Source organism: Burkholderia sp. 9775_39 (genome assembly GCF_015712225.1).
Classification (GTDB): Bacteria; Pseudomonadota; Gammaproteobacteria; order Burkholderiales; family Burkholderiaceae; genus Burkholderia; species Burkholderia cenocepacia.
Window position 1 is genome coordinate 15386 of record NZ_JACCQC010000010.1, and the last position, 24908, is coordinate 40293.

At 65.4% G+C, this 24908-nt stretch carries 22 protein-coding genes; 12 read left to right on the plus strand and 10 right to left on the minus strand.

Annotated elements, in window-relative coordinates; translation table 11 throughout:
• Positions 1–26: 26 nt before the first annotated feature.
• Positions 27–1535, minus strand: coding sequence for a PLP-dependent aminotransferase family protein (locus H0X90_RS15420; RefSeq protein ID WP_006494228.1), 1509 nt, complete (start codon positions 1533–1535; stop codon positions 27–29).
• Positions 1536–1655: 120 nt separating this feature from the next.
• On the opposite strand from H0X90_RS15420, the gene H0X90_RS15425 reads away from it, so the two are divergent.
• Together H0X90_RS15425 and gabD are read left to right on the plus strand one after the other, a co-directional pair.
• Entirely contained in the window at positions 1656–2945 is a 1290-nt protein-coding gene (locus H0X90_RS15425; protein WP_060263351.1) for a 4-aminobutyrate--2-oxoglutarate transaminase, read from the plus strand.
• Positions 2946–3035: 90 nt separating this feature from the next.
• The gene (gene gabD / locus H0X90_RS15430) at positions 3036–4505 is read left to right on the plus strand and encodes an NADP-dependent succinate-semialdehyde dehydrogenase (protein ID WP_012493582.1); all 1470 of its coding nucleotides are present in this window, start codon (positions 3036–3038) and stop codon (positions 4503–4505) included.
• A gap of 116 nt (positions 4506–4621) precedes the next feature.
• On the opposite strand, the gene H0X90_RS15435 is transcribed toward gabD, so the two are convergent.
• The gene (locus tag H0X90_RS15435; RefSeq protein WP_077188677.1) at positions 4622–6166 is read right to left on the minus strand and encodes a PAS domain-containing methyl-accepting chemotaxis protein; all 1545 of its coding nucleotides are present in this window, start codon (positions 6164–6166) and stop codon (positions 4622–4624) included.
• A 411-nt stretch (positions 6167–6577) separates the two neighbouring features.
• The gene (locus tag H0X90_RS15440; protein WP_077188678.1) at positions 6578–8122 is read right to left on the minus strand and encodes a PAS domain-containing methyl-accepting chemotaxis protein; all 1545 of its coding nucleotides are present in this window, start codon (positions 8120–8122) and stop codon (positions 6578–6580) included.
• A 311-nt stretch (positions 8123–8433) separates the two neighbouring features.
• Here H0X90_RS15440 and H0X90_RS15445 point away from each other — a divergent pair, with 311 nt between their 5' ends.
• The 3 genes from H0X90_RS15445 to H0X90_RS15455 all read left to right on the plus strand — a co-directional run bounded on the left by H0X90_RS15445 (position 8434) and on the right by H0X90_RS15455 (position 10450).
• The gene (locus tag H0X90_RS15445; RefSeq protein WP_077188679.1) at positions 8434–9291 is read left to right on the plus strand and encodes a class I SAM-dependent methyltransferase; all 858 of its coding nucleotides are present in this window, start codon (positions 8434–8436) and stop codon (positions 9289–9291) included.
• A complete protein-coding gene (locus tag H0X90_RS15450; RefSeq protein ID WP_006482619.1) occupies positions 9288–9848 on the plus strand; it encodes a GNAT family N-acetyltransferase in 561 nt (186 codons plus the stop codon). Before H0X90_RS15445 ends, H0X90_RS15450 begins: the two co-directional genes overlap by 4 nt.
• A gap of 74 nt (positions 9849–9922) precedes the next feature.
• Positions 9923–10450, plus strand: coding sequence for a DUF523 domain-containing protein (locus H0X90_RS15455; RefSeq protein ID WP_077188680.1), 528 nt, complete (start codon positions 9923–9925; stop codon positions 10448–10450).
• A gap of 112 nt (positions 10451–10562) precedes the next feature.
• On the opposite strand, the gene pcaF is transcribed toward H0X90_RS15455, so the two are convergent.
• The gene (pcaF, locus tag H0X90_RS15460; protein ID WP_077188681.1) at positions 10563–11765 is read right to left on the minus strand and encodes a 3-oxoadipyl-CoA thiolase; all 1203 of its coding nucleotides are present in this window, start codon (positions 11763–11765) and stop codon (positions 10563–10565) included.
• Positions 11766–11953: 188 nt separating this feature from the next.
• Here pcaF and H0X90_RS15465 point away from each other — a divergent pair, with 188 nt between their 5' ends.
• Positions 11954–12781: an IclR family transcriptional regulator gene (locus H0X90_RS15465; RefSeq protein WP_012493585.1), complete on the plus strand. Its 828-nt coding sequence runs from the start codon at positions 11954–11956 to the stop codon at positions 12779–12781.
• A 211-nt stretch (positions 12782–12992) separates the two neighbouring features.
• Here H0X90_RS15465 and H0X90_RS15470 read toward each other — a convergent pair whose 3' ends face one another.
• On the minus strand, positions 12993–14108 hold the full coding sequence (locus H0X90_RS15470) for a succinylglutamate desuccinylase/aspartoacylase family protein (RefSeq protein ID WP_077188682.1): 1116 nt from the start codon (positions 14106–14108) through the stop codon (positions 12993–12995).
• Between the two features lie 55 nt (positions 14109–14163).
• Complete coding sequence (locus tag H0X90_RS15475; protein ID WP_069352624.1) at positions 14164–14937, minus strand: transporter substrate-binding domain-containing protein; 774 nt, start codon at positions 14935–14937, stop codon at positions 14164–14166.
• Positions 14938–15074: 137 nt separating this feature from the next.
• Here H0X90_RS15475 and H0X90_RS15480 point away from each other — a divergent pair, with 137 nt between their 5' ends.
• From H0X90_RS15480 to H0X90_RS35755, 3 genes are all read left to right on the plus strand, one after another.
• Positions 15075–15995: a LysR family transcriptional regulator gene (locus tag H0X90_RS15480; protein ID WP_077188683.1), complete on the plus strand. Its 921-nt coding sequence runs from the start codon at positions 15075–15077 to the stop codon at positions 15993–15995.
• A gap of 380 nt (positions 15996–16375) precedes the next feature.
• Positions 16376–17455, plus strand: a complete 1080-nt coding sequence (locus H0X90_RS15485) for a lipid II-degrading bacteriocin (RefSeq protein WP_125346519.1) — start codon at positions 16376–16378, stop codon at positions 17453–17455.
• A gap of 90 nt (positions 17456–17545) precedes the next feature.
• On the plus strand, positions 17546–17872 hold the full coding sequence (locus H0X90_RS35755; RefSeq protein WP_227739684.1) for a hypothetical protein: 327 nt from the start codon (positions 17546–17548) through the stop codon (positions 17870–17872).
• A 62-nt stretch (positions 17873–17934) separates the two neighbouring features.
• Here H0X90_RS35755 and H0X90_RS15495 read toward each other — a convergent pair whose 3' ends face one another.
• From H0X90_RS15495 to H0X90_RS15510, 4 genes are all read right to left on the minus strand, one after another.
• Complete coding sequence (locus tag H0X90_RS15495; RefSeq protein WP_175648932.1) at positions 17935–18357, minus strand: hypothetical protein; 423 nt, start codon at positions 18355–18357, stop codon at positions 17935–17937.
• Positions 18358–18594: 237 nt separating this feature from the next.
• Positions 18595–19926: an MFS transporter gene (locus tag H0X90_RS15500; RefSeq protein ID WP_062885007.1), complete on the minus strand. Its 1332-nt coding sequence runs from the start codon at positions 19924–19926 to the stop codon at positions 18595–18597.
• Between the two features lie 56 nt (positions 19927–19982).
• Positions 19983–21173: a M20 aminoacylase family protein gene (locus H0X90_RS15505; protein WP_077188684.1), complete on the minus strand. Its 1191-nt coding sequence runs from the start codon at positions 21171–21173 to the stop codon at positions 19983–19985.
• Between the two features lie 239 nt (positions 21174–21412).
• Positions 21413–22321: a LysR family transcriptional regulator gene (locus tag H0X90_RS15510; protein WP_077188685.1), complete on the minus strand. Its 909-nt coding sequence runs from the start codon at positions 22319–22321 to the stop codon at positions 21413–21415.
• 121 nt (positions 22322–22442) lie between these two features.
• On the opposite strand from H0X90_RS15510, the gene H0X90_RS15515 reads away from it, so the two are divergent.
• The 3 genes from H0X90_RS15515 to H0X90_RS15525 all read left to right on the plus strand — a co-directional run bounded on the left by H0X90_RS15515 (position 22443) and on the right by H0X90_RS15525 (position 24876).
• Entirely contained in the window at positions 22443–23156 is a 714-nt protein-coding gene (locus tag H0X90_RS15515) for a type 1 glutamine amidotransferase domain-containing protein (protein ID WP_077188686.1), read from the plus strand.
• Positions 23157–23165: 9 nt separating this feature from the next.
• Complete coding sequence (locus H0X90_RS15520) at positions 23166–24020, plus strand: type 1 glutamine amidotransferase domain-containing protein (protein WP_226245369.1); 855 nt, start codon at positions 23166–23168, stop codon at positions 24018–24020.
• 61 nt (positions 24021–24081) lie between these two features.
• Positions 24082–24876 carry an SDR family NAD(P)-dependent oxidoreductase gene (locus tag H0X90_RS15525; protein ID WP_077188687.1) on the plus strand — a complete coding sequence of 265 codons (795 nt, stop codon included), beginning with the start codon at positions 24082–24084 and terminating at the stop codon, positions 24874–24876.
• Positions 24877–24908: the final 32 nt, after the last annotated feature.

The window sequence follows — 24908 nt, forward strand, 5'->3', positions numbered from 1 at the left end:
GGCGGCGGCGCGGCTGTCCGTCCGCCTCACACCGCCGCCGCCACCTTGTCGAACGCCCGCTCGTCGATCGCCTCGGCAAGCGTCGCGAACGCGGTCGCGATCTCGTCTTCCGGCACGCACGCATAGCCGAGCAGCAAACCCGATGCGGCACGCTCGCGATCCGCGTAGTACCCGGACAGCGGCCGCACCACGATGTTGCGTTCGAGCGCGGCCTGCGCGACCGCGCGATCGTCGACGCCGGCCGGCAATTGCGTGACGAGATGCAGCCCGGCGTCGCTGCCGAGCGCGTGCAGCGTATCGCCGTAGCGCCGCGCGACCGCGTCGAGCAGCACCTCGCGGCGTTGTCCGTACAGCGTGCGCATCTTGCGGATGTGCGACACGAAGTGCCCTTCCGCGATGAATTCGGCGAGCACGGCCTGCTGCAGCAGCTGCCCTTCGCGGTACAGCTCGGCGCTCGCGGTCGCGAAACTTTCCGCGAGCGGCTCCGGCGCGACCAGATAGCCGACCCGCAGCCCCGGGAACAGCGTCTTGCCGAAACTGCCGACGTAGATCACCTGCCCGGCCGTGTCGAGCCCCTGCAGCGACGCGAGCGGCCGGCTGCCGTAGCGGAATTCGCTGTCGTAGTCGTCCTCGATGATCCAGCAGCCGTGCTGGCGCGCGTATTCGAGCAGCATCCGCCGCCGCGCGAGGCTCATCACCATCCCGAGCGGATACTGGTGCGACGGCGTGACGAGCATCAGCTTCGGCGGTTCGGCGAGATCGGCGGCCGACGGCGCGATGCCTTCGTCGTCGACCGGAATCGGCCGCGTGGTCAGCCCCGACACGTTCAGCACGCTGCGCACGCCCCAGTAGCACGGATCTTCGGTCCAGATCGCGTCGCCCGGGTCGGTCAGCAGCCGCACCGCGAGGTCGATCGACTGGTGGATGCCGGTCGTGATCACGATCTGCTCGGGCGTGCAGCGCACCGAGCGCGACGTGCGCAGGTAGTCGGCCAGCGCCTCGCGCAGCAGCGCGAGCCCGCCGCCGGGCGCGTAGGTCAGCAGGTCGGGGCGCAGGCGCCGCCAGTACTTGTTGTGCAGCCGCGTCCACACACGCGCCGGAAATCGCGACACATCGGGCACGCCCGGCATGAACGCGCCGCCCTGGCGCTTCGACACGCCGGCACCTTCGACGAGCCGCGTGCCGCGCGCGGACAGCCGCCGTACGGACGGCGTCACGACGGCCGGGCCGGCGCCCGCGTCGGGCGGCGCGCCGACGATCTCGTCCGGCGCGCTGTCGGCGACGAACGTGCCGCGCCCCGTCGCCGAGTTCACATAGCCTTCGAGCGCCAGCTGTTCGTAAACCTGCGTGACCGTGTTGCGCGCGATCCCGAGCTCGGCGGCCAGCAGCCGCGACGACGGCACACGCGTGCCGGCCGGCAGTTCGCGCGACAGGATCGCCTGTTGCAGCAGCCGGTGAAGCTGCCGGTAGATCGGCTGTTCGCCGCCGCGCACGAGGCGCTGCGCCAGCCAGTCCGACAACACGCTCGCGCGCATGATTGGCTCCTGAATATTTATTGAAATGGCTCTGATTGCCAGAGCCAAATGTGATTATAGTCGCCTCCATGGGCTGCCAAGGCGCCCGATTTCCTACCCACCGGACAGAACATCAAGGAGATGACCGTGAAGAATGCCGACCTGCAGGCCCGCAAGAACGCCGCCACCCCGCGCGGCGTCGGCGTGATGTGCGATTTCTACGCCGCCCGCGCCGAGAACGCGGAGCTGTGGGATGTCGAAGGCCGCCGCTTCATCGATTTCGCCGCCGGCATCGCGGTGCTGAACACGGGCCACCGCCACCCGAAGATCGTCAAGGCGATCGCGGATCAACTGAACAGCTTCACGCACACCGCTTACCAGATCGTCCCGTACGCGTCGTACGTCGAGCTGGCGGAAAAGATCAACGAACGCGCGCCGGGCGACTTCCCGAAGAAGACCGCGTTCTTCACGACCGGCGCCGAAGCCGTCGAGAACGCGATCAAGATCGCACGTGCGGCGACCGGCCGTCCGGGCGTGATCGCATTCTCGGGCGGCTTCCACGGCCGCACGATGATGGGCATGGCGCTGACCGGCAAGGTCGCCCCGTACAAGCTGAACTTCGGCCCGTTCCCGGGCGACGTGTTCCACGCGCCGTACCCGAACGCACTGCACGGCGTGACGACGGCCGACTCGATCAAGGCGATCGAGATGCTGTTCAAGGCCGACATCGATCCGAAGCGCGTCGCCGCGATCATCTTCGAACCGGTCCAGGGCGAAGGCGGCTTCAACCCGGCGCCGGCCGAATTCGTGCGCGCGCTGCGCAAGATCTGTAACGAACACGGCATCCTGCTGATCGCCGACGAAGTGCAGACGGGCTTCGCACGTACCGGCAAGCTGTTCGCGATGCAGCACTACGACGTGCTGGCCGACCTGATCACGATGGCGAAGAGCCTCGCGGGCGGCATGCCGCTGTCGGGCGTCGTCGGCCGTGCGGACGTGATGGACGCGGCCGCCCCCGGCGGCCTCGGCGGCACCTACGCGGGCAACCCGCTGGCGGTCGCGTCGGCGCACGCGGTGCTCGAGATCATCGACGAAGAGAAGCTGTGCGAGCGCGCGACGCAACTCGGCGACGTGCTGAAGGCGAAGCTGAACGCGCTGCAGGCCGACGTGCCGCAGATCGCCGACGTGCGCGGCCCGGGCGCGATGATCGCGGTCGAATTCCTGAAGCCGGGTTCGGGCGAGCCGGATGCCGAATTCACGAAGCGCGTGCAGGCGCGTGCGCTCGAGCGCGGCCTGCTGCTGCTCGTGTGCGGCGTGTACTCGAACGTCGTGCGCTTCCTGTTCCCGCTGACGATCCCGCAAGCCGTGTTCGACGAAGCGCTCGTGATCCTCGAGGAAGTGCTGAAGGAAACGGTCGGCGTGCCGGCCTGAGTTCCCGTCCGCTGCAACTGAATGCGCCGCCGCCGTCGTGAAGACGGCGGCGGCCGTTTTCATCCGTCCTTTTCGAAGCAGGTGATTCATATGAGCACTGTTCAGGAAACCCTGGCACTGAAAGATCCGTCGCTGTTCCGCCAGCAGGCGTACGTCAACGGCGAATGGCAAGGCGCGACGAACGGCGAGACGTTCGACGTCCGCAACCCGGCCACCGGCGGCCTGCTCGGCACCGTGCCGGCGATGGGCGCGGCCGAGACACGTCACGCGATCGACGCCGCGAACGCCGCCTGGCCGGCATGGCGCAAGAAGACCGCGAAGGAGCGTGCGGTCATCCTGCGCAAGTGGCACGACCTGATGATGGAAAACGCCGACGACCTCGCGCTGATCCTGACGACCGAGCAAGGCAAGTCGCTGGCCGAAGCGAAGGGCGAGATCGGCTACGCGGCGTCGTTCCTCGAATGGTTCGCCGAGGAAGGCAAGCGCGTGTACGGCGACACGATCCCGACGCCGGCGAGCGACAAGCGCATCGTCGTGACGAAGGAAGCGATCGGCGTATGCGCGGCGATCACGCCGTGGAACTTCCCGGCGGCGATGATCACGCGCAAGGTCGGCCCGGCGCTCGCGGCCGGCTGCCCGATCGTCGTGAAGCCGGCCGAGGCCACGCCGTTCTCCGCGCTCGCGATGGCGGTGCTCGCCGAGCGCGCGGGCGTGCCGGCCGGCGTGTTCAGCGTCGTCACGGGCGACCCGAAGGCGATCGGCGGCGAGCTGACGTCGAACCCGATCGTGCGCAAGCTGTCGTTCACGGGCTCGACGCCGGTCGGCCGCCTGCTGATGGCGCAATGCGCGGCGACGGTCAAGAAGGTGTCGCTGGAGCTCGGCGGCAACGCGCCGTTCATCGTGTTCGACGACGCCGATCTCGATGCGGCCGTGCAGGGCGCGATCGCGTCGAAGTACCGCAACAGCGGCCAGACGTGCGTGTGCACGAACCGCTTCTACGTGCACGAAGCCGTATACGACCAGTTCGCGCAGAAGCTCGCGGCGGCCGTCGGCCAGCTGAAGGTCGGCCGCGGCACGGAGCCGGGCGTCACGCAGGGCCCGCTGATCAACGAAGCGGCCGTGCTGAAGGTCGAGGCGCACATCGAGGACGCGCTCGCGAAGGGCGCGACCGTCGTGACGGGCGGCAAGCGCCATGCGCTCGGCCACGGCTTCTTCGAGCCGACCGTGCTGACGGGCGTCACGCCGGCGATGAAGGTCGCGAAGGAAGAAACGTTCGGGCCGCTCGCGCCGCTGTTCAAGTTCGGCAGCGACGACGAAGTGATCCGCCTCGCGAACGACACCGAGTTCGGCCTCGCCGCGTACTTCTACAGCCGCGACATCGGTCGCGTGTGGAAGGTGGCCGAAGCGCTCGAATACGGGATGGTCGGCGTGAACACGGGCCTGATCTCGAACGAAGTCGCGCCGTTCGGCGGCGTCAAGCAGTCGGGCCTCGGCCGCGAAGGCTCGCACTACGGCATCGACGACTACGTCGTGATCAAGTACCTCTGCCTGGCCGTCTGACGGTTCGGGGCCGGTCGCTTCCCGGCGACAGGCCCTCGCCGCCCGGCCGGAACCGGGCGGCCCGACGCGGGCCGGCGCCTCTCCGTCGCGCCCGCGTCACCCTCCCTTCCCCGCGATCAGCGGAATACGTTCACCGCCTCGACCAGCCGCGTCGCCTGCTGCTTCAGGCTTTCCGACGCCGCCGTGCTCTGTTCGACGAGCGCCGCGTTCTGCTGCGTGATGTTGTCCAGGTGCACGACCGCCTGGTCGACCTGCGCGACACCCGTGCTCTGCTCGGCCGTCGACGAGCTGATCTCCGCAATCAGATCCGACACGCGCTTCACCTGCGTGACGATGTCCTCCATCGTCTTGCCCGCGCCATCGACGATCCGCGCACCCGACTCGACCCGCTCGACACTCGCGCCAATCAGCGTCTTGATCTCCTTCGCCGCGTTCGCGCTGCGCTGCGCGAGCGCCCGCACCTCGCCGGCGACCACCGCGAAACCGCGCCCCTGATCGCCCGCGCGCGCCGCCTCGACCGCCGCATTCAACGCGAGGATGTTGGTCTGGAACGCGATGCCGTCGATCACGCCGATGATGTCCGCGATCTTGCGCGAGCTGTCGGTGATGTCGTTCATCGTCGCGACGACTTCGTTCACCGCCTGCCCGCCGCGCCCGGCCGCCTCGCTCGCGGACACGGACAACTGATTCGCCTGCAACGCCGTCTCCGCATTGCTCGACACGGTCGCCGTCATCTCGGCCATCGACGCGGCCGTCTGCTGCACGCTGGTCGACGCCTGCTCGGTGCGTGCGCTCAGGTCGTTGTTGCCTTGCGCGATCTCGTTGCTCGCGCGTTGCACGTTCAGCACCTGTTCGCTGACGTCGTCGACGAGCCAGCGGAACATCAGCCCGAGCTGGTTGATCGTGCGCAGCGTCATGCCGATCTCGTCGACCCGGTTCATCCGCACGCCGCTGCGGCTCTCGCCGGTCGCCACGCGCAACGCCTCGTCGCGCAACTGTCGAAGCGGCCGCACGATCTGCGCGTCGAGCCACAGCCCGGCCGCCGCCGTCACGCCGATCGCCGCGCCGGCGAACGCCGCGAGCCCGCCGCCGGTCAACCCGCCCGCCCAGCCGGCGCCGATGACCGCCGGCGCGAGCACGCATAGCGTCGACACCAGCCGGGCGCGCACCGACATCATCTGGAACAGCGACGCGACGCGCATCGCGCCCGTGCGCACGATCAATCCCTTGTGGAACCGGCGGCTGCCGGCCTTGCCTTCGCGGAAATCGCGATACAGCGCCTCGGCGGCCGCGATCTCGTCGCGCGTCGCCTTCGTGCGCACCGACATGTAGCCCTTCGGCTGCCCGTTGCGCATCACCGGAATCGCGTTCGCGCGCACCCAGTAGTGATCGCCGTTCTTGCGGCGATTCTTCACGAGCGCGGTCCACGGCTCGCCGCCCTTGAGCGTCGCCCACATGTCGGCGAACGCCTCCTTCGGCATATCCGGGTGACGCACCACGTTGTGCGGCTGGCCTTCGATTTCCTCGGGAGAAAAGCCGCTGACCTGGATGAACGCCGCGTTCGCGTACGTGATGTAGCTGTCGGCATCGGTCGTCGACATCAGCGTCGCATCGTCGGCAAATTCGAATTCGCGTTGCGTGACGGGCTGGTTGTTGCGCATGGTGTGGAGCTCCGGGTGGCGGATCTTGCGTCCGCTCGTCGATTGATTCGAGACTCCGCGCATGGCGATCGATTCGCATGCGTGTGAGTCGGGCTCCTGCACTTTCGGCACATTCGACGAAAACATTATGCCGTATTCGGGTAAATATGCATTAAATATGAATCAACTTGTTTTTACCGAATAATTTGTTCACGGATAAAACGCAACGCCTTGTCCGACAAAGGTTTTCCGGCCATTCGTCTGATTATTGTCCGTCGTGATTTCGGCGTGAATGAATACACGAACAGTCAATTGGAAATAAGAATATTTCTCATTTTTCGCCGTTCGACCCAATCCTCAACCCTGGATAAGCGCTGGGCGCGACATCCGGCATTCATCGATCGAACCCGCACGTCGCGCCCCCTTTCGGCATCATCTGAATACGTTCACCGCATCCACGAGCCGCGTCGCCTGCTGCTTCAGGCTCTCCGACGCCGCCGTGCTCTGTTCGACGAGCGCCGCGTTCTGCTGCGTGATGTTGTCCAGGTGCACGACCGCCTGGTCGACCTGCGCGACACCCGTACTTTGCTCGGCCGTCGACGAGCTGATCTCCGCAATCAGATCCGACACGCGCTTCACCTGCGTGACGATGTCCTCCATCGTCCGGCCCGCCTCGTCCACGCGCCGCACACCCGACTCGACCCGCTCGACACTCGCGCCGATCAGCGTCTTGATTTCCTTCGCGGCGTTCGCGCTGCGCTGCGCGAGCGCGCGCACCTCGCCGGCGACCACCGCGAAACCACGACCCTGTTCGCCCGCACGCGCCGCCTCGACCGCCGCGTTCAGCGCGAGGATGTTGGTCTGGAACGCGATGCCGTCGATCACGCCGATGATGTCGGCAATCCTGCGCGAGCTGTCGGTGATCTCGCTCATCGTCGCGACGACCTCGCTGACCGCCTGCCCGCCGCGCTCGGCCGCCTCGCTCGCGGACACGGACAGCTGATTCGCCTGCAGCGCCGTCTCCGCATTGCTCGACACGGTGGCCGTCATCTCGGCCATCGACGCGGCCGTTTCCTGCACGCTCGACGCGGCCTGCTCGGTGCGCGCGCTCAGATCGTTGTTGCCCTGCGCGATCTCGTTGCTCGCGCGCTGCACGTTGTGCACCTGCTCGCTGACGTCGTCGACGAGCCAGCGGAACATCAGCCCGAGCTGGTTGATCGTGCGCAATGTCATGCCGATCTCGTCGACGCGATTCATCCGCACGCCGCGCCGGCTCTCGCCGGTCGCGACGTTCAGCGCCTGCTCGTGCAGCCGTTTCAGCGGTTGCACGATCTGCGCGTCGAGCCACCAGCCGGCGGCCGCCGCCACGCCGACCGTCACGCCGGCAAACGCCGCGAGCCCGCCGCCGGCCAGCCCGCAGGCCCAGCCCGCGCCGACGACGGCCGGCGCCAGCACGCACAGCGCCGAATGCACGCGTGCGCGCACCGACATCGTCTGCGACAGCGATGCGAGCCGCAGCAGCCCGGTACGGATGACGAGCCCCTTGTGGAACCGGCGCCGGCCGGCCTTGCCTTCGCGAAACGCGCGATACAGCGCGTCCGCGGCCTGGGTCTCGTCGTGCGGCGCCTTCGTGCGCACCGACATGTAGCCTTGCGGCGCGCCGTTGCGCATCACCGGAATCGCGTTCGCGCGCACCCAGTAGTGATCGCCGTTCTTGCGGCGGTTCTTCACGAGCGCGGTCCAGGGCTCACCGCGCCTGAGCGTCGCCCACATGTCGGCGAACGCCTCCTTCGGCATGTCCGGGTGACGCACCACGTTGTGCGGCTGGCCGACGAGCTCTTCGTTCGAGAACCCGCTCACCTGCGCGAACGTCGTGTTTGCGTAGGTGATGATGCTGTCGGCATTGGTGGTCGACATCAGCGTGACGTCGTCGGGAAAATCGAATTCCTGTTGGGTAACGGGCTGGTTGTTGCGCATGCAAGGCTCCGAAAGGCGGATCTGTCGTCCGCGCCGCGCTGAAGTCGCGCTCAGTAGCCGAAAAACGGTTGATCGCTTTACGACACTCTCGTCCTTACTGTCGGCAATTCATCGGAAAACCTTAATTCCGTTGCGCACAAAACAGGCAATTCGGCCATTACCATGATTTCGATCAAATAATCCGGCGATAATCCCGACACGCGTTTATCAACTTGTCACAACGCGCGGCCCGATGCGCCAATGCCAGCATCCGTTGCGCGCGGCGAAACGATTTGACTTATCCTGCTCCATTCCACCTGAATTCGAATTCCATGAAAAAGGCATTGCATGAACTGAATCGACTGTCCTGGAATACGGCGACGGTCGCGCATAACAGCCATAAAGGCGATCAGGCTGCATTTTTCCGCAATGGCGGCTCGACGCTGTTTCCAGAAGAACGCGAACTGCTCGGCGATCTCACCGGTCTGCGGCTCTTGCACCTGCAATGCAACGCGGGGCAGGACACGCTGAGCCTCGTGCGCGACGGCGCGGATGCAACCGGCGTCGACATCTCCGACGAGGCGATCGACTTCGCGCGGCGACTGTCGGCCGACGCGGGCCTGCACGCGCGGTTCGAGCGCGCCGACGTACTCGACTGGATGCCCGAAGCCGCCGCGCGCGGCGAGCGCTTCGATCGCGTGTTCACGTCGTACGGCGCGATCTGCTGGCTGTCCGACCTGAGCGCATGGGCGCGCGGGATCGCCTCGCTGCTCGCACCGGGTGGCCGCTTCGCGATGATCGAGTTCCATCCGTTCTCACTGTATTTCGACGAACAGTGGCAACCGCGCTACGACTACTTCAAGAGCGACGCGACCGAGGAACCCGCGGGCGTCGGCGATTACGTCGCGGCGTCCGGCACGGGGCTCGGCGCGCAGCACGACCACCCGGGCATCGTCGATTTCGCGAACCCGCATCCGAGCTACGAGTTCATGTGGGGCATCGGCGACGTGGTGAATGCGCTGATCTCGGCCGGGCTCACGATCGAGCGCCTGAACGAATATCCGTACGCGAACGGCTGGAAGGGCTTCGACGGCATGCGCGAGCTGGAGGGCCGCCGGATGGTGCCGCCCGAAGGCATGCCGCGCCTGCCGTTGATGTACGCAATCGCCGCGCAGCGGGCGGCCGCATGACGCGCCGCACCGCCGCCGAACGCGACGCGCTGTCGGCCCGCCTGCTGGCCCGCGACGACGTGCCGCTCGTGTGGACCATCGACCGCCGCGAAATCATCGAGCACCTGTACGTGCTGCGCGACGGCGCGCTGCATCTCGTGCCCGAGTTCTACGACGTGGCCGGCTGGCCCGACGGCGAAGCCGATCACTACACGCCGATCCTGCTCGACTGCCACGACCGCGGCGGCTGGTTTCTCGGCCGGTTCGACGGCACGCGGCTCGTCGCGGCCGTCGTCGTCGACAGCCGGCCGCTCGGCCCGCGGCGCGACATGCTGCAGCTGAAATTCCTGCATGTGAGCCACGACTGGCGCGGCTGCGGGCTCGGCGTACAGCTCTATCGCGCGGCGCAGGTGCAGGCACGTGCAATGGGCGCCGAGCGCCTGTATGTGTCGGCCACGCCGTCGCGGCACACGATCGACTTCTACCTGCGGCTCGGCTTCACGGTCAGCATGGCGCCCGATCCCGAGCTTTACGCGCTCGAGCCCGAGGACATTCACCTCGAAGGGCCGACGGCCTGACGGCCCGGCACGCGGATGACGCGTAGAATTTTTCGCTCTGCCACAACCGCCATCGACCGTCACGGAGCGCGACATTGAACCACGAGCCGCCACCGCCCGCCCCGCCGAAGATCCTCGTCAGCATGTGCGTGGTCGGCCATCCGGTGCGTTACAACGGCGCGGCGAAGACCGCCGCGCACGAAGCGCTCGAACGCTGGCAACGCGAAGGGCGGCTCGTGGCCGTCTGCCCCGAACTCGCGGGCGGCCTCGGCGTGCCGCGCCCGCCTGCCGAGATCGCCGGCGGCGCATCGGGGCAGCAGGTGCTGTCGGGTCACGCACGTATCGTCGACGTGAACGGCACCGACGTGACGACCCCGTTCGTTGCCGGCGCGCAAACCGCGCTGGTCCTCGCGCAGGCGCACGATTGCCGCTTCGCGATCCTCGCCGACGGCAGCCCGTCGTGCGGCAGCACGTTCATTTACGACGGGAGTTTCGAGAGCCGGCGCCACGCGGGCGCCGGCGTCACGGCGGCGCTGCTGCGCGCGCATGGCATCGAGGTGTTCGCGGACACCGAGATCGACGCCCTCGACGCGCGGCTCAGGCAAGCGTCGCAGGCCGGTTAACGACGATGGGCGGCACGAGACACCTCGTGCCGCCCATCGTGGCGGAAACGGCGCAGCGGTCAAGCGGCGCGGATCCGGCCGCGTCACCGCCCGCATCACCGCATTACGCCGCTCAGACGCGTTCGATCGCGATCGCGATGCCCTGGCCGACGCCGATGCACATCGTGCACAACGCGAAGCGACCGTTCGTGCGATGCAACTGGTACATCGCGGTCGTCACGAGGCGCGCGCCCGATGCGCCGAGCGGGTGACCGAGCGCGATCGCGCCGCCGTTCGGATTCACGCGCGGATCGTCATCGGCGACGCCGAGCATGCGCAGCACCGCGAGACCTTGCGACGCGAACGCTTCGTTCAGCTCGATCACGTCGAACTGGTCGATCGTCATCCCGAGCCGCGCGAGCAGCTTCTGCGTAGCCGGCGCCGGGCCGATGCCCATCACGCGCGGCGCGACGCCGGCCGTCGCGATCCCCAGCACGCGGGCGCGCGGCGTCAGGCCGAAGCGCTTCGCGGTTGCCTCGTTCGCCAGCAGCAGCGCGGCGGCGCCGTCATTGACGCCCGACGCGTTGCCGGCCGTCACCGAGCCGTCCGGGCGCACGACGCCCTTCAGCTTCGCGAGCGCTTCGAGCGACGTCTCGCGCGGATGCTCGTCGCGCGACACGATCACCGGATCGCCCTTCTTCTGAGCAATCGTGACCGACACGATTTCTTCGGCCAGCGTGCCGTCCTGCTGCGCCCGCGCGGCCTTCTGCTGGCTGCGCAGCGCGAACAGGTCCTGATCCGCGCGGCTGACGTTGTAGTCGACCGCGACGTTCTCGGCGGTTTCCGGCATCGAATCGACGCCGTGCAGCTGTTTCATCAACGGATTGACGAAGCGCCAGCCGATCGTCGTGTCGTAGACGTCGGCCTGGCGCGCGAACGCGCTCGCGGCCTTGCCCATCACGAACGGCGCGCGCGTCATGCTCTCGACGCCGCCCGCGACCATCAGCGCGGCTTCGCCCGACTTGATCGCGCGCGCGGCCACGCCGACCGCGTCCATCCCGGAACCGCACAGGCGGTTGATCGTCGAACCCGGCACGCCCTCCGGCAAGCCCGCCAGCAGCGCCGACATGCGTGCCACGTTACGGTTGTCCTCGCCGGCCTGGTTCGCGCAGCCGTAGATCACGTCGTCGATCGCCGTCCAGTCGACGTCGCGGTTGCGCTCGACGAGCGCCTTGAGCGGCACCGCGCCCAGATCGTCGGCGCGCACGCCGGACAGTGCACCACCGTAACGCCCGATCGGCGTACGGATCGCATCACACAGAAAAGCTTCGGTCATCAGTGTCTCCGGTCCCGTGAAAGGCTGGGAAATGAACAGGGCGCGCCCCTTGCATTGCCCGCCGGGATGCGCCTAAATGTTCTACATACGAACATAAGATCGTGTATCGAACGTTCAACGCATCATAGGGAGTGCGGGGACGACCTGTCAAGGGCACGGTCGGCCAGGCGGTTGGCGTGTCGGGCCCCATGCGCTATCTTCTCGGCTGCACGACATTCCAGGCGCTCATGACAACCGACGATATTCAGACGAAACCCGGCGACTCCTATGTGCAGTCGTTCGCGCGCGGCCTCGCGGTGATCCGCGCGTTCGACGCGGCACGCCCGGAACAGACGCTCACCGAGGTCGCATCGGCCACCGGCCTCACGCGCGCGGGCGCGCGCCGGATCCTGCTCACGCTGCAGACGCTCGGCTACGTCGAGGCCGACGGCCGGCTGTTCCGGCTCACGCCGAAGATCCTCGAGCTCGGCTTCGCGTATCTCACGTCGATGCCGTTCTGGAATCTCGCCGATCCGGTGATGGAGCAACTGTCCGCGCAGATCCACGAAAGCTGCTCGGCCGCGGTGCTCGACCGCACCGAGATCGTCTACGTACTGCGCGTGCCGACCCGCAAGATCATGACGATCAACCTGTCGATCGGCAGCCGGCTGCCTGCATACTGCACGTCGATGGGCCGCGTGCTGCTGTCCGCGCTCGACGATGCGACGCTCGACGACACGCTCGCGCAGAGCGCCATCCGCGCGCACACGCCGCGCACGATCACCGACATCGGCGAACTGAAGGCGGCGATCGCGCAGGTGCGCCAGCAGGGCTGGGCCGTGGTCGACCAGGAACTCGAAGTGGGGCTGATGTCGCTGTCCGCGCCGATCCGCAACCGGCGCGGGCAGGTCATCGCCGCGATGAACATCAGCGGCAACGCGCAGCGGCATACCGCGAAGCAGATGGTGAAGGAGTTTCTCGGGCCGCTGCAGCAGGCCGCGCAGACGGTATCGGAGCTGGTGGCGCGACGTGGCTGAGCACCCTGCCCGATCGTCGTATCCGTGACACGACAAGTCACCGAACAAAAAAAGACGGGCGGCACAGGCCGCCCGCTCAAACTCTGATCTCTGCAACGTTCTTCTCACGGAACACGGAGCGCACTCCGCGTCGCACAATTTAGTAACGCGCTCGAACACGGTCAATCTGACGAGAACGAAATTGCATCGCGTCGGCAGGCCGCCGCCTCGTTCACGCGCCCAGCAGCATCCCCTTTCGCACCGGCACCGTGCCCGTCACGCGGCCGAGCGGCGCGCCGGCCGTCACGAAGCGGATCGCGCGGCGCATGTAGAACACGCCATCGGCCGCGCTCGAGATCGTCGTGACCGCATCCGTCAGCGGATCGACGATGTCGAACAGCGGATCGCCCGCACGGATCGTCGCGCCGATCGCCGCGCGGTGCACGAGGATCCCGCTCACCGGCGCATAAAACTGCTCGCTGCCCGCGAGCGGCGTGGCCGGCGCGGCCAGCGGCGGCAGCGGCGCGCGTTCGCCGTGCACCGCGCCGCACCACACGAGATAGTCGACGAGCGCGCCGGCGTCGCGTTGCGCGTATTCGTACGTCACGTCGCGCTGGCCGCGGCACTCGACCGTCACGGCCACGGTGCCGGCCGCCATCGGCGTGCCGTCCGGCAAATACGCGCGCAACCGTGACCACAGCAGATGATGTGCATCGTCGAACGCATGGCCGCCCGAATCCTCGGCGAGCAGCGACACCTCGGCGCCGAGATACCGCGCGAGCGGCTCGACCTCGGGCCACGCGGTATCGCTCGTGTAGACGTGCATCACCGCTTCGAGCGAGCAATGCAGGTCGATCACGACGTCGGCGTCGTGCGACAGCTTCAGCAGCGCCAGTTGCAGCGCATCGAACTCGGTGCGCGGCGCGATTTCATCGAGCGCCGCGCCGACGCATTCGCGCACGATCGCGCGATTGCGTGCGCCGTCGTCGCCGAGCCGGTCGCGCGCACGCGCGGCGATCTCCGCGAGCGGCAGGAAGCCGCGATTGAAGTTGCGGCCGCTCGCGAGATCGAACCGGCCGATGAACTGCCCGAGCAGATGATGATTGAGGCCGACCGGGTTCGACACCGGCACGAGCACGATTTCGGCCGCGAGCCGCCCTTCGGCGTCGAGCTGCGCGAGGCGCTGCTTGAGCACGACCGCCGCCAGCATCGCGGGTGTCTCGTCCGCGTGCAGCGCGGCCTGCAGGTAGATCTTGCGGCCGCTGTCGGCCGGCCCGAAATGAAAGCTCGTCAGCGTGCGTTGCGTGCCGATCGACGGCGACAGGAGCGGCGTGGTGCGAATCTGCATCGAGGGTCTCGAATGGATGAAAGCAGGGAATCGGGGCAACGGGCCGGCACGGCGCTCAGTCGCCGTACGGATTGAAATCGAAATACTGCTTCGCGATCCGGTCGTACGTGCCGTCCTTCAGCATCGACGCGATCGCGCCGTCGATCGACGCCTTCAGCGCGGTATCCGACTGCCGCATGCCGATGCCGACGCCGCGATCGCCCATGTCGAGCGGCGCGCCGACGAATGCGAAACCCTTGCCGCGCGGCTGGCGCAGGAACCCGTAATCGGCTTCCACGGTGCCGAGCAGCGCCGCGTCGAGGCGGCCGTTGACGAGATCGGCGAACACGTCGTCCTGGCTCTTGTACGGCACCACGCCGACGCCGGCCGGCGCCCAGTGCGCGAGCGCCCACGATTCGAATTGCGTGCCGGACTGCACGCCGACGCGCTTGCCGGCCAGCGACGCCGCCGTGCCGTCGAGCCCGCTGCCGGGCCGCGCAACGAGCCGCGACTTGAAGCGGAACAGCTTCGACGAGAACAGGATCTGCTTCTCGCGCTTCGCGGTGATCGCCATCGACGACAGGATCGCGTCGATCTTGCGCGCCTGCAACGCGGGGATCATCCCGGAGAATTCGAGCTCGACCCACTGGCAGCGCAACTGCGCGCGGCGGCAGATTTCGTTGCCGAGATCGACGTCGAAGCCCTTCAGGCTGCCGTCGGGCGCCTTCGCGTCCATCGGCGGATACGTCGGGTCGATGCCGAGCCGCACCACGGGCGCGTCGAGCGCGGACGCGGACGTGGCGGCCAGGCCAATGCACAGGGAAACGAGCGGGACGAGGAAACGTTTCATGGTCGACGATAGGCAGGAAAAAGGAACGAACGGCATGAGCCGGACTGCCTGCGATCGTAGAAGCCCGCGGCCGCCGCCGGAACCATCGGCTGACTTATCATGATCGGTATTTCCGATCACCGGCCTCGCTGCTTCCCATGGCGTTCACGCTGTCCCAGCTCCGCATCTTCCAGGCCGTCGTCGAGCACGGCAGCCTGCGCGCGGCCGCCCGCGCGCTCGATCTCGCGCAAAGCGGCGTCACGCAGCAACTGCAGGGCCTCGAGGCGACGCTCGGCGCGACGCTGTTCACGCGTACCAACCGCGGGATCGTGCCAACGGCCGTCGGCCAGCGGCTGCTCGCGCGGTCCGGTGCGATCCTCGGCGAATGCGAGCAGGTCGAGCGGGAAATCCGTCAGTTGAGCGGCGCCTACGAAGGCACGGTCACGCTCGGCCTCGTGACCGAGCCGCTGATCGACGCGTTCGCGCCGGTGCTGACCGCGTTCCGCGCGCGCTTCGACAAGGTGGACGTGCACCTGCGCACCGGCACGTCGCGGATGATGATCGGCTGGCTGCGCGAAAGCGCGGTCGATTTCGCGATCGCGCTAGTCGCGAAGCAGACCGACACGACCGATCTCGCGGTCACGCCGCTGCGCACGTCGGCGCCGGTGGTCGTGTGCCGCAACGGGCACCCGGCGATGCATGCGCAATCGCTCGCCGAGCTGACCGCCTATGGATGGGTGTCCACGCGCTCGCCGAACCTGAGCGCCGACCCGGTCGTCAACCGGCTGCTTGCGTACTTCGACGCGCACGGCCAGCCGCCGCCGAAGATTCTCGCGACCGTCGAGGGGATGTTCGAGACGCTGCAGATTGTCACGCAGACCGATTCGCTCGCGCTCGAAACCGAAGCGATCACGCGGCACGGACCGTTCGCCGGCGCGCTCGCGAAGATATCGGTGCGCGAACGGGCCGACGCGCAGGACGTGTGCCTGCTGCAGCGCGCGGCCGTGCCGCTGACGCCGGCCGCGCAGGAACTCGCGACGATGCTCGCGTCGTATCTGAGGGTCGTGCGCGGGCGGTAAGCGCATCGGGCCGCGTCGCCGCGCGCGCTGCGTGCCGTCTATGGTGTTTGGTAGCCAACGGTAAGGTCAGGTATCTGATCGCGAGCAAGCTTGTCGACGGACCGAGTTGCTCGGCGCAGTGCCGACGACGTCACGGGAGTTTTTGTTGACGACATCGTACGAGTTCGATTGGACACCTCTATCTCACTCTGCTTGCAACATCACAGGAATTAGTTAGATACTAGTAATGTTGGTGAAGTCAAATTGCAAGATAACCGAGTGCCAACAATCTCGGCCATGCGCGTCATGCCTCCTGCAAGCCCGGTGAGCGTATTGACTTTGTCGACTCTAAAATTGGCGTGACTTTTTCGTAGAAAACCAAACACTACGGGGATCGTTAGATGAAAAGACGACACTTTCTTGGTGCCTCTACTGCTTTTTTAGTAAGCAATCCTATTCGATCAATCGCACAGGGGCACGGTCCAGCAGACGACCTTTTGCCACCAATCAGCGTTACGGCGCCGACCGGACTTGCACTCCCCATAGCCACGCCCAATGGCCCCGCCGGAGGTTATCATTGGGCAATAAATGGGGATAACATTCGTGGCGGTATATTCCAAATTGGAAAATTTAGATTAGTCAATGGGAAAAAAATCCTCGAAGCTGCTGCCGCCGGACGTTCCCGAGACGTGCTTTCTGAATTTGGGTATGGGATGGAACTTGCAAGCAAACAAGTTGTGCAAGCACAAATCTCAACTTATGCCCTTTTTACATCGTGGATTGCAGACATGGGCTGGCAAGACATCACTGGTGCGACCCAGTATGGCCTCTCCGATACGACGTTTAGTGGTCTCACGACAGCATTTGGGTTGTTCAGCGACTATTATTTCAGCCACCTTCCGGCTCCCCCCATTGAAAGTTTTAAATTCTACGCCACTCCATTTTTCACCCTTTCAGCTTACTACAACTGGATCAGAGGAAATGGAGACCCCAAGTCGGTTGATCTAAAATCCTTGAAGCTTGGGATCGGCGTTCAGCAAATATCTCCAATAAGAGACATCATCGTCAATGACGCGATGGGGCCTGGAACCTATCGGATCGATGCCCAGTTCAGCACCAATTTGTTGAGCGACCAAGAATTGATTGTCGGATCGGCACTTGGACGAGTGAGCGGCCACATCCAGGGCGAGTTATTTTTAGGAAGTGATGATAGCTTCTATTTCAGAGGCGAATACACACTCAATCCAGATAAATTCGACTTTGATGCTTCGCGCTCTCGCCCGTCGATACAAGAGGCCTTGACTACGTTCGTCCGCAAAATTGGAGAATTTACTGATCACAAAGATTTCATGATCTATTTTACTGGATCGCAGCCGCTCAACGTCCATGGAACCAGAGCGAGCATCAAAGCAACAAATCCAGATGGAACGCCAGCGGCGGTCCATACGGCACGGCCCGGTGGTTTCGGGCGCAGACCATGAGTCAATCTTACTGCCCCCTGAACCGGCATGAGGGAAGCCGAAAAGCTTTCCTCACATCGATAAACTGAATTTTTAATTGCGGAGGCAATTTTGACAAAAAAAATACTCAAATACACGGCAGCCGCCAGTGGCGCATTACTCGCCACCGCAGTAGTTTTATTTGCGATTTTATCTTACGTTAGAAATTGGGATGGTGGAGATGGCACATGCCCCAAAATGAGCCGCCGCGAAATAACGGGGTTTATTGAAAAATATGCAAAACAAAACGGCTCACCTCAAATCGTTTTTGACGAGAATTTCGAATACATCCCCGATCTCCACCAATGGAAGGTTCCGTATCGCTCTGATGGTCATCGGTATATAGCAAAAATGACGTGCCTTGGAATCATTCTCGACAATGTTGGCCCTTATAATTGACCTCTCATTTCCCGCTCGATAGTGGGTTAGCCGCGGAAATACGACAGGCTCGCTCGGACAGGTCATGGCTTGCAGACACGATAAAGTAGGCCAATTGCTGCCGCTACCAACGGCAGCCTGCAATCTGACGCTATTGAGATCGCTGGCCGTGTTCGCACTCGCACTCGATCGACTGTAGCCGGCCGACCAGCATCTGAGGGAAATGAGATCGTGGAAGACGCTTCGCTGCTCGTGATGATCTGAAACTTCGCGCCCGACTTATCGACGAACGTGATGTCGTAGATCTGGCGATACAGATCCTTGCCAGTCTTTTCCGACGCCAACAATACTGCCTTCGCCTTGGATTCATCCGGCTTCGTCACATCGGTGATGCCTGCATTCTCCAGGCTCGAAATCGCCATCTTGGTCAGCCAATTCGCGCGCGCAAGCGCCTTGGCAAAACAGACAAGTGGCGCAGCCAACATCAGACCATGAAGAAGGCGCACAGGTATTTTCTACTGTCTTTGATGGCCGCTCTCGGACGGCCGGCCTACTATCGTAGCGGCTCATTTCGGACGCGACCTCCGTACCTTGCTGCGTGAACGCCGCATTTGCGTACAGCGCAGAGATGAGCAGCAGCCAAAGCGAATGGCTTGGCCAGCAGTAGGCAAGCCCGCGGTTTCGCCGGGATCATCCAGTCGTTTCCGAGCAGCGTGCTCGGTCACCTCAGGCCGCGTCACCCGTCAGTCCAGCGATTCCCGCGCCGTCTCGCGCAGCATCGCGACCGCGACCAGCGACAGCACCACGCACGCGGCCACGTAGCCGGCCGGCGCGAGCTTGCTGCCGGTCGTCTTCACGAGCCAGGTCGCGATCAGCTGCGCGGTGCCGCCGAAGATCGTCACCGCGAGCGCATACGCGATCGAGATTCCCGTCGCGCGCACGTGGCGCGGCAGCGACTCGCACATCAGCGCCATTTCCGATGCGGAGCCGAGCGAATAGAACAGCAGCATCAGCGCGGTCAGCGGCAGGATCACCGACAGCGTCGGATGATGGTTCATCAGCCAGAACGCCGGGAACAGCAGCGCGACCAGCACGCCGCGGCCGACGAAGATCGGCAGGCGGCGGCTGCCGAGCCGGTCCGACAGCCAGCCGAACAGCGGGCACGTGACCAGCATCACGCAGCCCGACGCGACGCCGACGAACATCGACAGCTTCATCGGCAGGCCGAGCGTATGGATCGCGTAGGTCGGCATGTAGAAGGTCAGGATGTAGGTCGACACCGTGCCGCCCATCACCGTGAGCATCAGCAGCAACACCGTGCGCGTGTGCTTCGAGAACAGTTCGTGCAGCACGCCGCGCTCGATGCCGTGATGGCGGTCGCCGGGCGCATCGTCCGCGAGCCGGCGGCGCAAAAACATCCCGACCGGCGCGATCAGCACGCCGACGAGAAACGGCAGCCGCCAGCCCCAACCTTCCAGCGCATCCTTCGTCATCGTGTTCGACAGCAGCGCTGCGAAGCCCGAGCCCATCAGCGCGGCGCCGCCCTGCGTCGCGAGCTGCCAGCTCGCGCGGAACCCGCGGCGCGACGTGCCGCCCTGTTCGAGCAGCGTCGACGTCGCCGCGCCGAATTCGCCGCCCTGTGAGAAACCCTGCAGCAAGCGCGCGAACACGACGAGCAGCGGCGCGGCCACGCCGACCTGCGCATAGGTCGGCGCGATCGCGATCAGGCCGGTGCCGAGCGCCATCAGCATGATCGTCAGGTTCAGCGCGGCCTTGCGTCCCTTGCGGTCCGCGTAGACGCCGAGCACGACGCTGCCGAGCGGCCGCGTGAAGAAGCCGGCGGCGAACGTCGCGACCGACAGCAGCAGCGACGTGGTCGGGTCGCTCGACGGGAAGAACAGCTTGCCGATCAGCACCGCGAAGAAGCCGTACACGGTGAAATCGAAGAATTCCAGCCAGTTGCCGATCACGGCCGCGGCGATCGCGCCGCGCCGCGTGACGGCAGGCGCGCCGGGCGCACCAGCTTCGGCGGCGCCCGTCGACGCGGGGTGCAGCGCGAGATGGTCCTTCTGCATCGCTATCCTCTCCTGTCAATGCGGCCGGAAGCGCCGGCCGCGCGCCGCCGCCGCGATCACTGTCCGAGGTAACGCTCGACGAGGCGCGTCCAGAACGCCGCGCCGATCGGCAGGTTGCGATCGTTGAAGTCGTATTTCGGGTTGTGCACCATGCAGCCGTCCTCGCCTTCGCCGTTGCCGAGCCGCACGAACGAGCCCGGTCGCTGCTGCAGCATGAACGCGAAATCCTCGCTGCCCATCAGCAGGTCGGCCTGCTCGACCACGTGCGCATCGCCGACGAGTTCGCGCGCGACCTGCGCGGCGAAATCCGTTTCGGCATCCGTATTGACGACGACCGGATAGCCTTCGATGTACTCGACGTTGGCAGTCGCACCGTAGCTCGCGGCCTGCGTTTCGGCCAGCTCGGTGATGCGGCGCTTGAGCAGCGCGCGCACGTCGGGGCTGAACGAACGCACGCTGAGCTCGAGGCGCGCGCCGTTCGGAATCACGTTGTTCGCGGTGCCCGCGTGCATCGAGCCGACCGTGACGACCGCCGGCTGCGACGGGTCGACGTTGCGCGCGACGATCGTCTGCAGCGCCATCACGATACTCGCCGCGACGACGACCGGATCGACCGTCAGGTGCGGCCGCGCCGCGTGTCCGCCGACGCCTTCGATCGTGATGACCGCCTTGTCGCCCGCCGACATGAACGGGCCGCGCCGCGTGAGGAACACGCCGGGCGCCGCGCCCGGATGGTTGTGCATGCCGAACACGGCGTCGCACGGGAAGCGCTCGAACAGGCCGTCGTCGATCATCTTCTTCGCGCCGCTGTCGACGCCGTGCTCTTCCGCCGGCTGGAAATACAGGTGCACGGTGCCCGAGAAGTGGCGCGTCTTCGCGAGATGCTGCGCGGCGCCGAGCAGCATCGTCGTGTGGCCGTCGTGGCCGCATGCGTGCATCTTGCCGTGCGTGCCGCTCGCATACGGCAGGCCGGTCGCCTCGACGATCGGCAGCGCGTCCATGTCCGCACGAATGCCGATGCTGCGCGCGCCGTCGCCCACCCTCAGCGTGCCGACGACACCCGTCTTGCCGACCCCGCGCGTCACCTGCCAGCCCCATTGCTCGAGCTTGTCCGCGACGAGCGCGGCCGTGTCGTGCTCTTCGTACGCGAGTTCGGGATGGCGATGGATGTGGTGACGGATCTCGCGCAGCCCGCCGGCGGCGGGCAGCAGATCCTCGACTTCGGTGAAGCGGGTATCGGTGGTCATCAAGGGGCTCCTGTCGTTTGTCTGCGCACGCCGCGGATGCGTGCGGGAAAGCGAGCCACTATAGCGAGCCGATATCGGTTCAATAAGATGCGGAATTTTTCACCGTGATAAGTGTTTTTAATCAGGGTTAATACGGGGCTTCGGTCCGGCTCGTGTCGCTTTCGATGAGATGCGAATACAGGCATCCGATGCAGCACCCGTCACGCCACGTCGAATCTCGCGTCGGCATTGCCGGCACTTCAAGCCTCGGATGCCGACGTGACCAACATGTCGATCAAGTTGCGGGACGCGGCCGACAGACGGCGATGCGGCGCATAGACGACCGAAAACGGCCGTGTGCGACCGCGCAGATGGGGCAGCACTTCGACGAGATGTCCGGCCTGGATCCGATCCTGAACGATGAAGTCGTAGGTCTGGCATATACCGGCGCCGCTCTGCGCCATCGACACGACACCGAGCACATCGTCGGACACCGCGACGTTCGAAGCCGGCAGCCAATCGATGTCCTGATCGCCGTCGCGGAATACCCAGGGCGCGATACGGCCGCTGCTGGGCAGCATGAACGGCAAACAAAGATGGTGCTCCAGATCGCCCACGCTTCCGGGCGTGCCGGCGTGCGCGACGTACTCGGGCGACGCGACCAGGCACAGTGCCGCATCCTCGAGCTTGCGCGCGACCAGGCCGCTGTCCGGCAATTCGCCCAGACGGATCGCCAGGTCGAAACCCTCGGCCACGAGATCCACGTTCCGGTTCGCGATGTTCAACTCCACGCGAACGTGCGGGTGCTCCCGCGTGAACCGCCGAAGCAGCGGCGGCAGACGATAGTGCCCGTACGTCGTGGGTACGCTCAGCCGGACATGGCCGGTCAAGGTACCGCCGTGCCCCTGAATGGCCCGCTCGGCATCATCGATCAGCAGGAACGCCGCGCGCGATTGTTCCAGATAGAGCCGGCCGTGCTCCGTCAGGCTCAACCGCCGCGTGGAGCGACGCAGCAACTGCGTGCCCAACCGGGCTTCCAGGCGTGTGATGGCCCGGCTCAACACGGAAGGCGTGCTGCCCAATGCCACCGCGCCGGCAGTCATCGAGCCTTTTTCGACCACCGTCACGAATGCTTCCACGTCACCGAGATGGTCGAATTTGCGCGCCATCTTGTCCTCCAAAGAACAAAAGCTTTACTTTTCCGCCAGTTTATCTCCGCGAACGAGCCAAATAAAGTGCGTGCGTCGTGACTGCATCGTCGAGTCACCCATTGAAATCCAGGAGCACAGCATGAATGGCGAACATCGCGACCGGCAGGATCTGTCGGTTCTATTCGTACTCACGAGCCACGCAAGGAAAGGCTCGACCGGGGAGCCGACCGGTTTCTATCTCGGCGAAGTGACGCATCCGCTGGCCGAACTCGACGCGGCCGGCATTCCCGTCGAATTCGCATCGATTCAGGGCGGCGAACCGCCCGTCGACGGGCTCGATCTCGATGACGAAATCAACGCCCGGTATTGGAGCGATGCCGCATTCCGCGACGCACTACGCCACACGCAGCGGCTCGGCGACGTCGACGCGTCGAAATATGCGGCGGTCTTCTTTGCCGGCGGTCATGGCGCAATGTGGGATTTTCCCCGCAACGCCGACGTGGAGAAGGTGACGCGCACGATCTATGAAGCGGGTGGCGTGGTCGGTGCCGTATGTCACGGCCCGGCCGCACTGGTCGACGTGAAGCTCGGCGACGGTACCTATCTCGTCGCCGGCAAGAATCTGAGCGCATTCACGGACGAAGAAGAACGGGCGGTCCAGCTCGATCGCGTGGTCCCCTTCCTGCTCGCGAGTACGTTGAAGCAGCGTGGCGCACTTCACGATCCCGCACCGAACTGGACCGCGAAGGTCGTCGTCGACGGACGGCTCGTGACCGGCCAGAACCCGCAGTCGGCTTCCGGCGTGGGCGCCGCGATGCGTCATCTGTTGCTCACCCGTTCACGACAAGCCTGAAACTTCCCGATGGAGAAAGCGATGTATTCGATGCGCAAGCTCGCCGTTGCGGCAATCCTCGGCATTGCCGCATACGGCGCCCACGCTGCCAACGTGCTTGTGGTGTTGTCGGATTCCGACCACCTCGACCTGAAGGACGGCAAGGTCTTCGCGACGGGCTTCTACCTGAACGAGCTGATGCAGCCCGTCAAGGCGCTGCTCGATGCCGGCCACCAGGTGACCTTCGCGACGCCGGAGGGCAAGGCGCCGACGCTGGACGTCACGTCGGCCGACAAGATGTACTTCAACGGCGACGAAAACGCGATGCGCGACTACCGCGCGTTGCTCGACCGGCTGCAAATCACGTCGCGCGCGCACTCCCCGGTGATCAGCCTGTCGCGGGTGGAGCAGATCGGTTACGCGCACTTCGATGCCGTCTATGTTCCCGGCGGCCATGCGCCGATGCAGGACCTGTTGACCAGTGCCGCCGTCGGCAGATTGCTGGCCGACTTTCACGCGCGCGGCAAGACCACGGCGCTCGTTTGCCACGGCCCGATTGCGCTGCTGTCGGCCCTGCCCGATGCGCCGGGCTTCACGCGAAAGCTCGCGGCGGGAAACGCGGGCGACGGCGACATGAAATGGATCTACGCCGGTTACCGGATGACGGTGATCAGCAACGCGGAAGAAGAGCAAGCCAAAGGGCTGCTCGGCGGCGGCGCGATGAAGTTCTATCCGCAGATCGCATTGCAACGCGCGGGTGGCGTTTATAGCAGCAACGAGGTGCCGTTTACCGCGCACATGGTGACCGATCGCGAATTGATCACCGGACAGAATCCGGCGTCGGCGCTGGACGTCGCCGGCGAAATGCTGAAGCGGCTCAAGTAATGCCGTGCAACGGACCGGCCGTGCTGGTTCCTCGATGAGTAAAGTAAAGGAGAAGTAAACCGTGGATCTGCAACTTGAAGGAAAAACCGCGATCGTCACCGGCGCCACCGCCGGCATCGGGATGGCGATCGCGCGAACATTGGCATCGGAAGGCGTCGCGGTCACGATCACAGGGCGGCAACGAGACAAGCTCGACGCAGCCGTCGCCGAGCTCTCTGCTGCCGCGCCGCGCGGCAGCGTACGCGGAATCGTCGCCGACGTAAGCGGTGAGCGAGGCGTCGCGGCACTGATCGGTGCACAGCCGGACACGGATATTCTCGTGAACAATCTCGGCTACTACGAAGCGAAGCCGTTCGCGGAAATCACCGATGACGACTGGTTGCGAATGATCGACGTCAACGTGATGTCGGGTGTCAGGCTGTCACGGCATTACTTTCCTCGCATGCTTGCGAAGAACTGGGGGCGTGTGATCTTCATGTCCAGCGAAGTCGGTGCGTTCACGCCGCCGGACATGGTGCACTACGGTGTCAGCAAATCGGCCCAACTCGCGGTCTCGCGCGGTATGGCCGAACTGACGAAGGGAACCGGCGTGACCGTCAACAGCGTACTGCCGTCCGCCACGCGATCCGAAGGCATCGTCGCGTATCTTCGGCAAACCGCGCCTCGGCCCGATATGACCGATGCGGAAATCGAATCGCACTTCTTCGGCACGTATCGTCCAAGCTCGCTGATCGCCCGCATGATCGAGGCCGACGAGATTGCCGCGATGGTGGCGCTGCTTGCCAGTCCTTTGGGCGCGCCATCCAATGGCGCCGCGGTGCGCGTCGAGGGCGGCACCTACCGGTCGATTCTCTGAGCCGCAGGCCGCTTGTGGGCGCAGATGCCTGC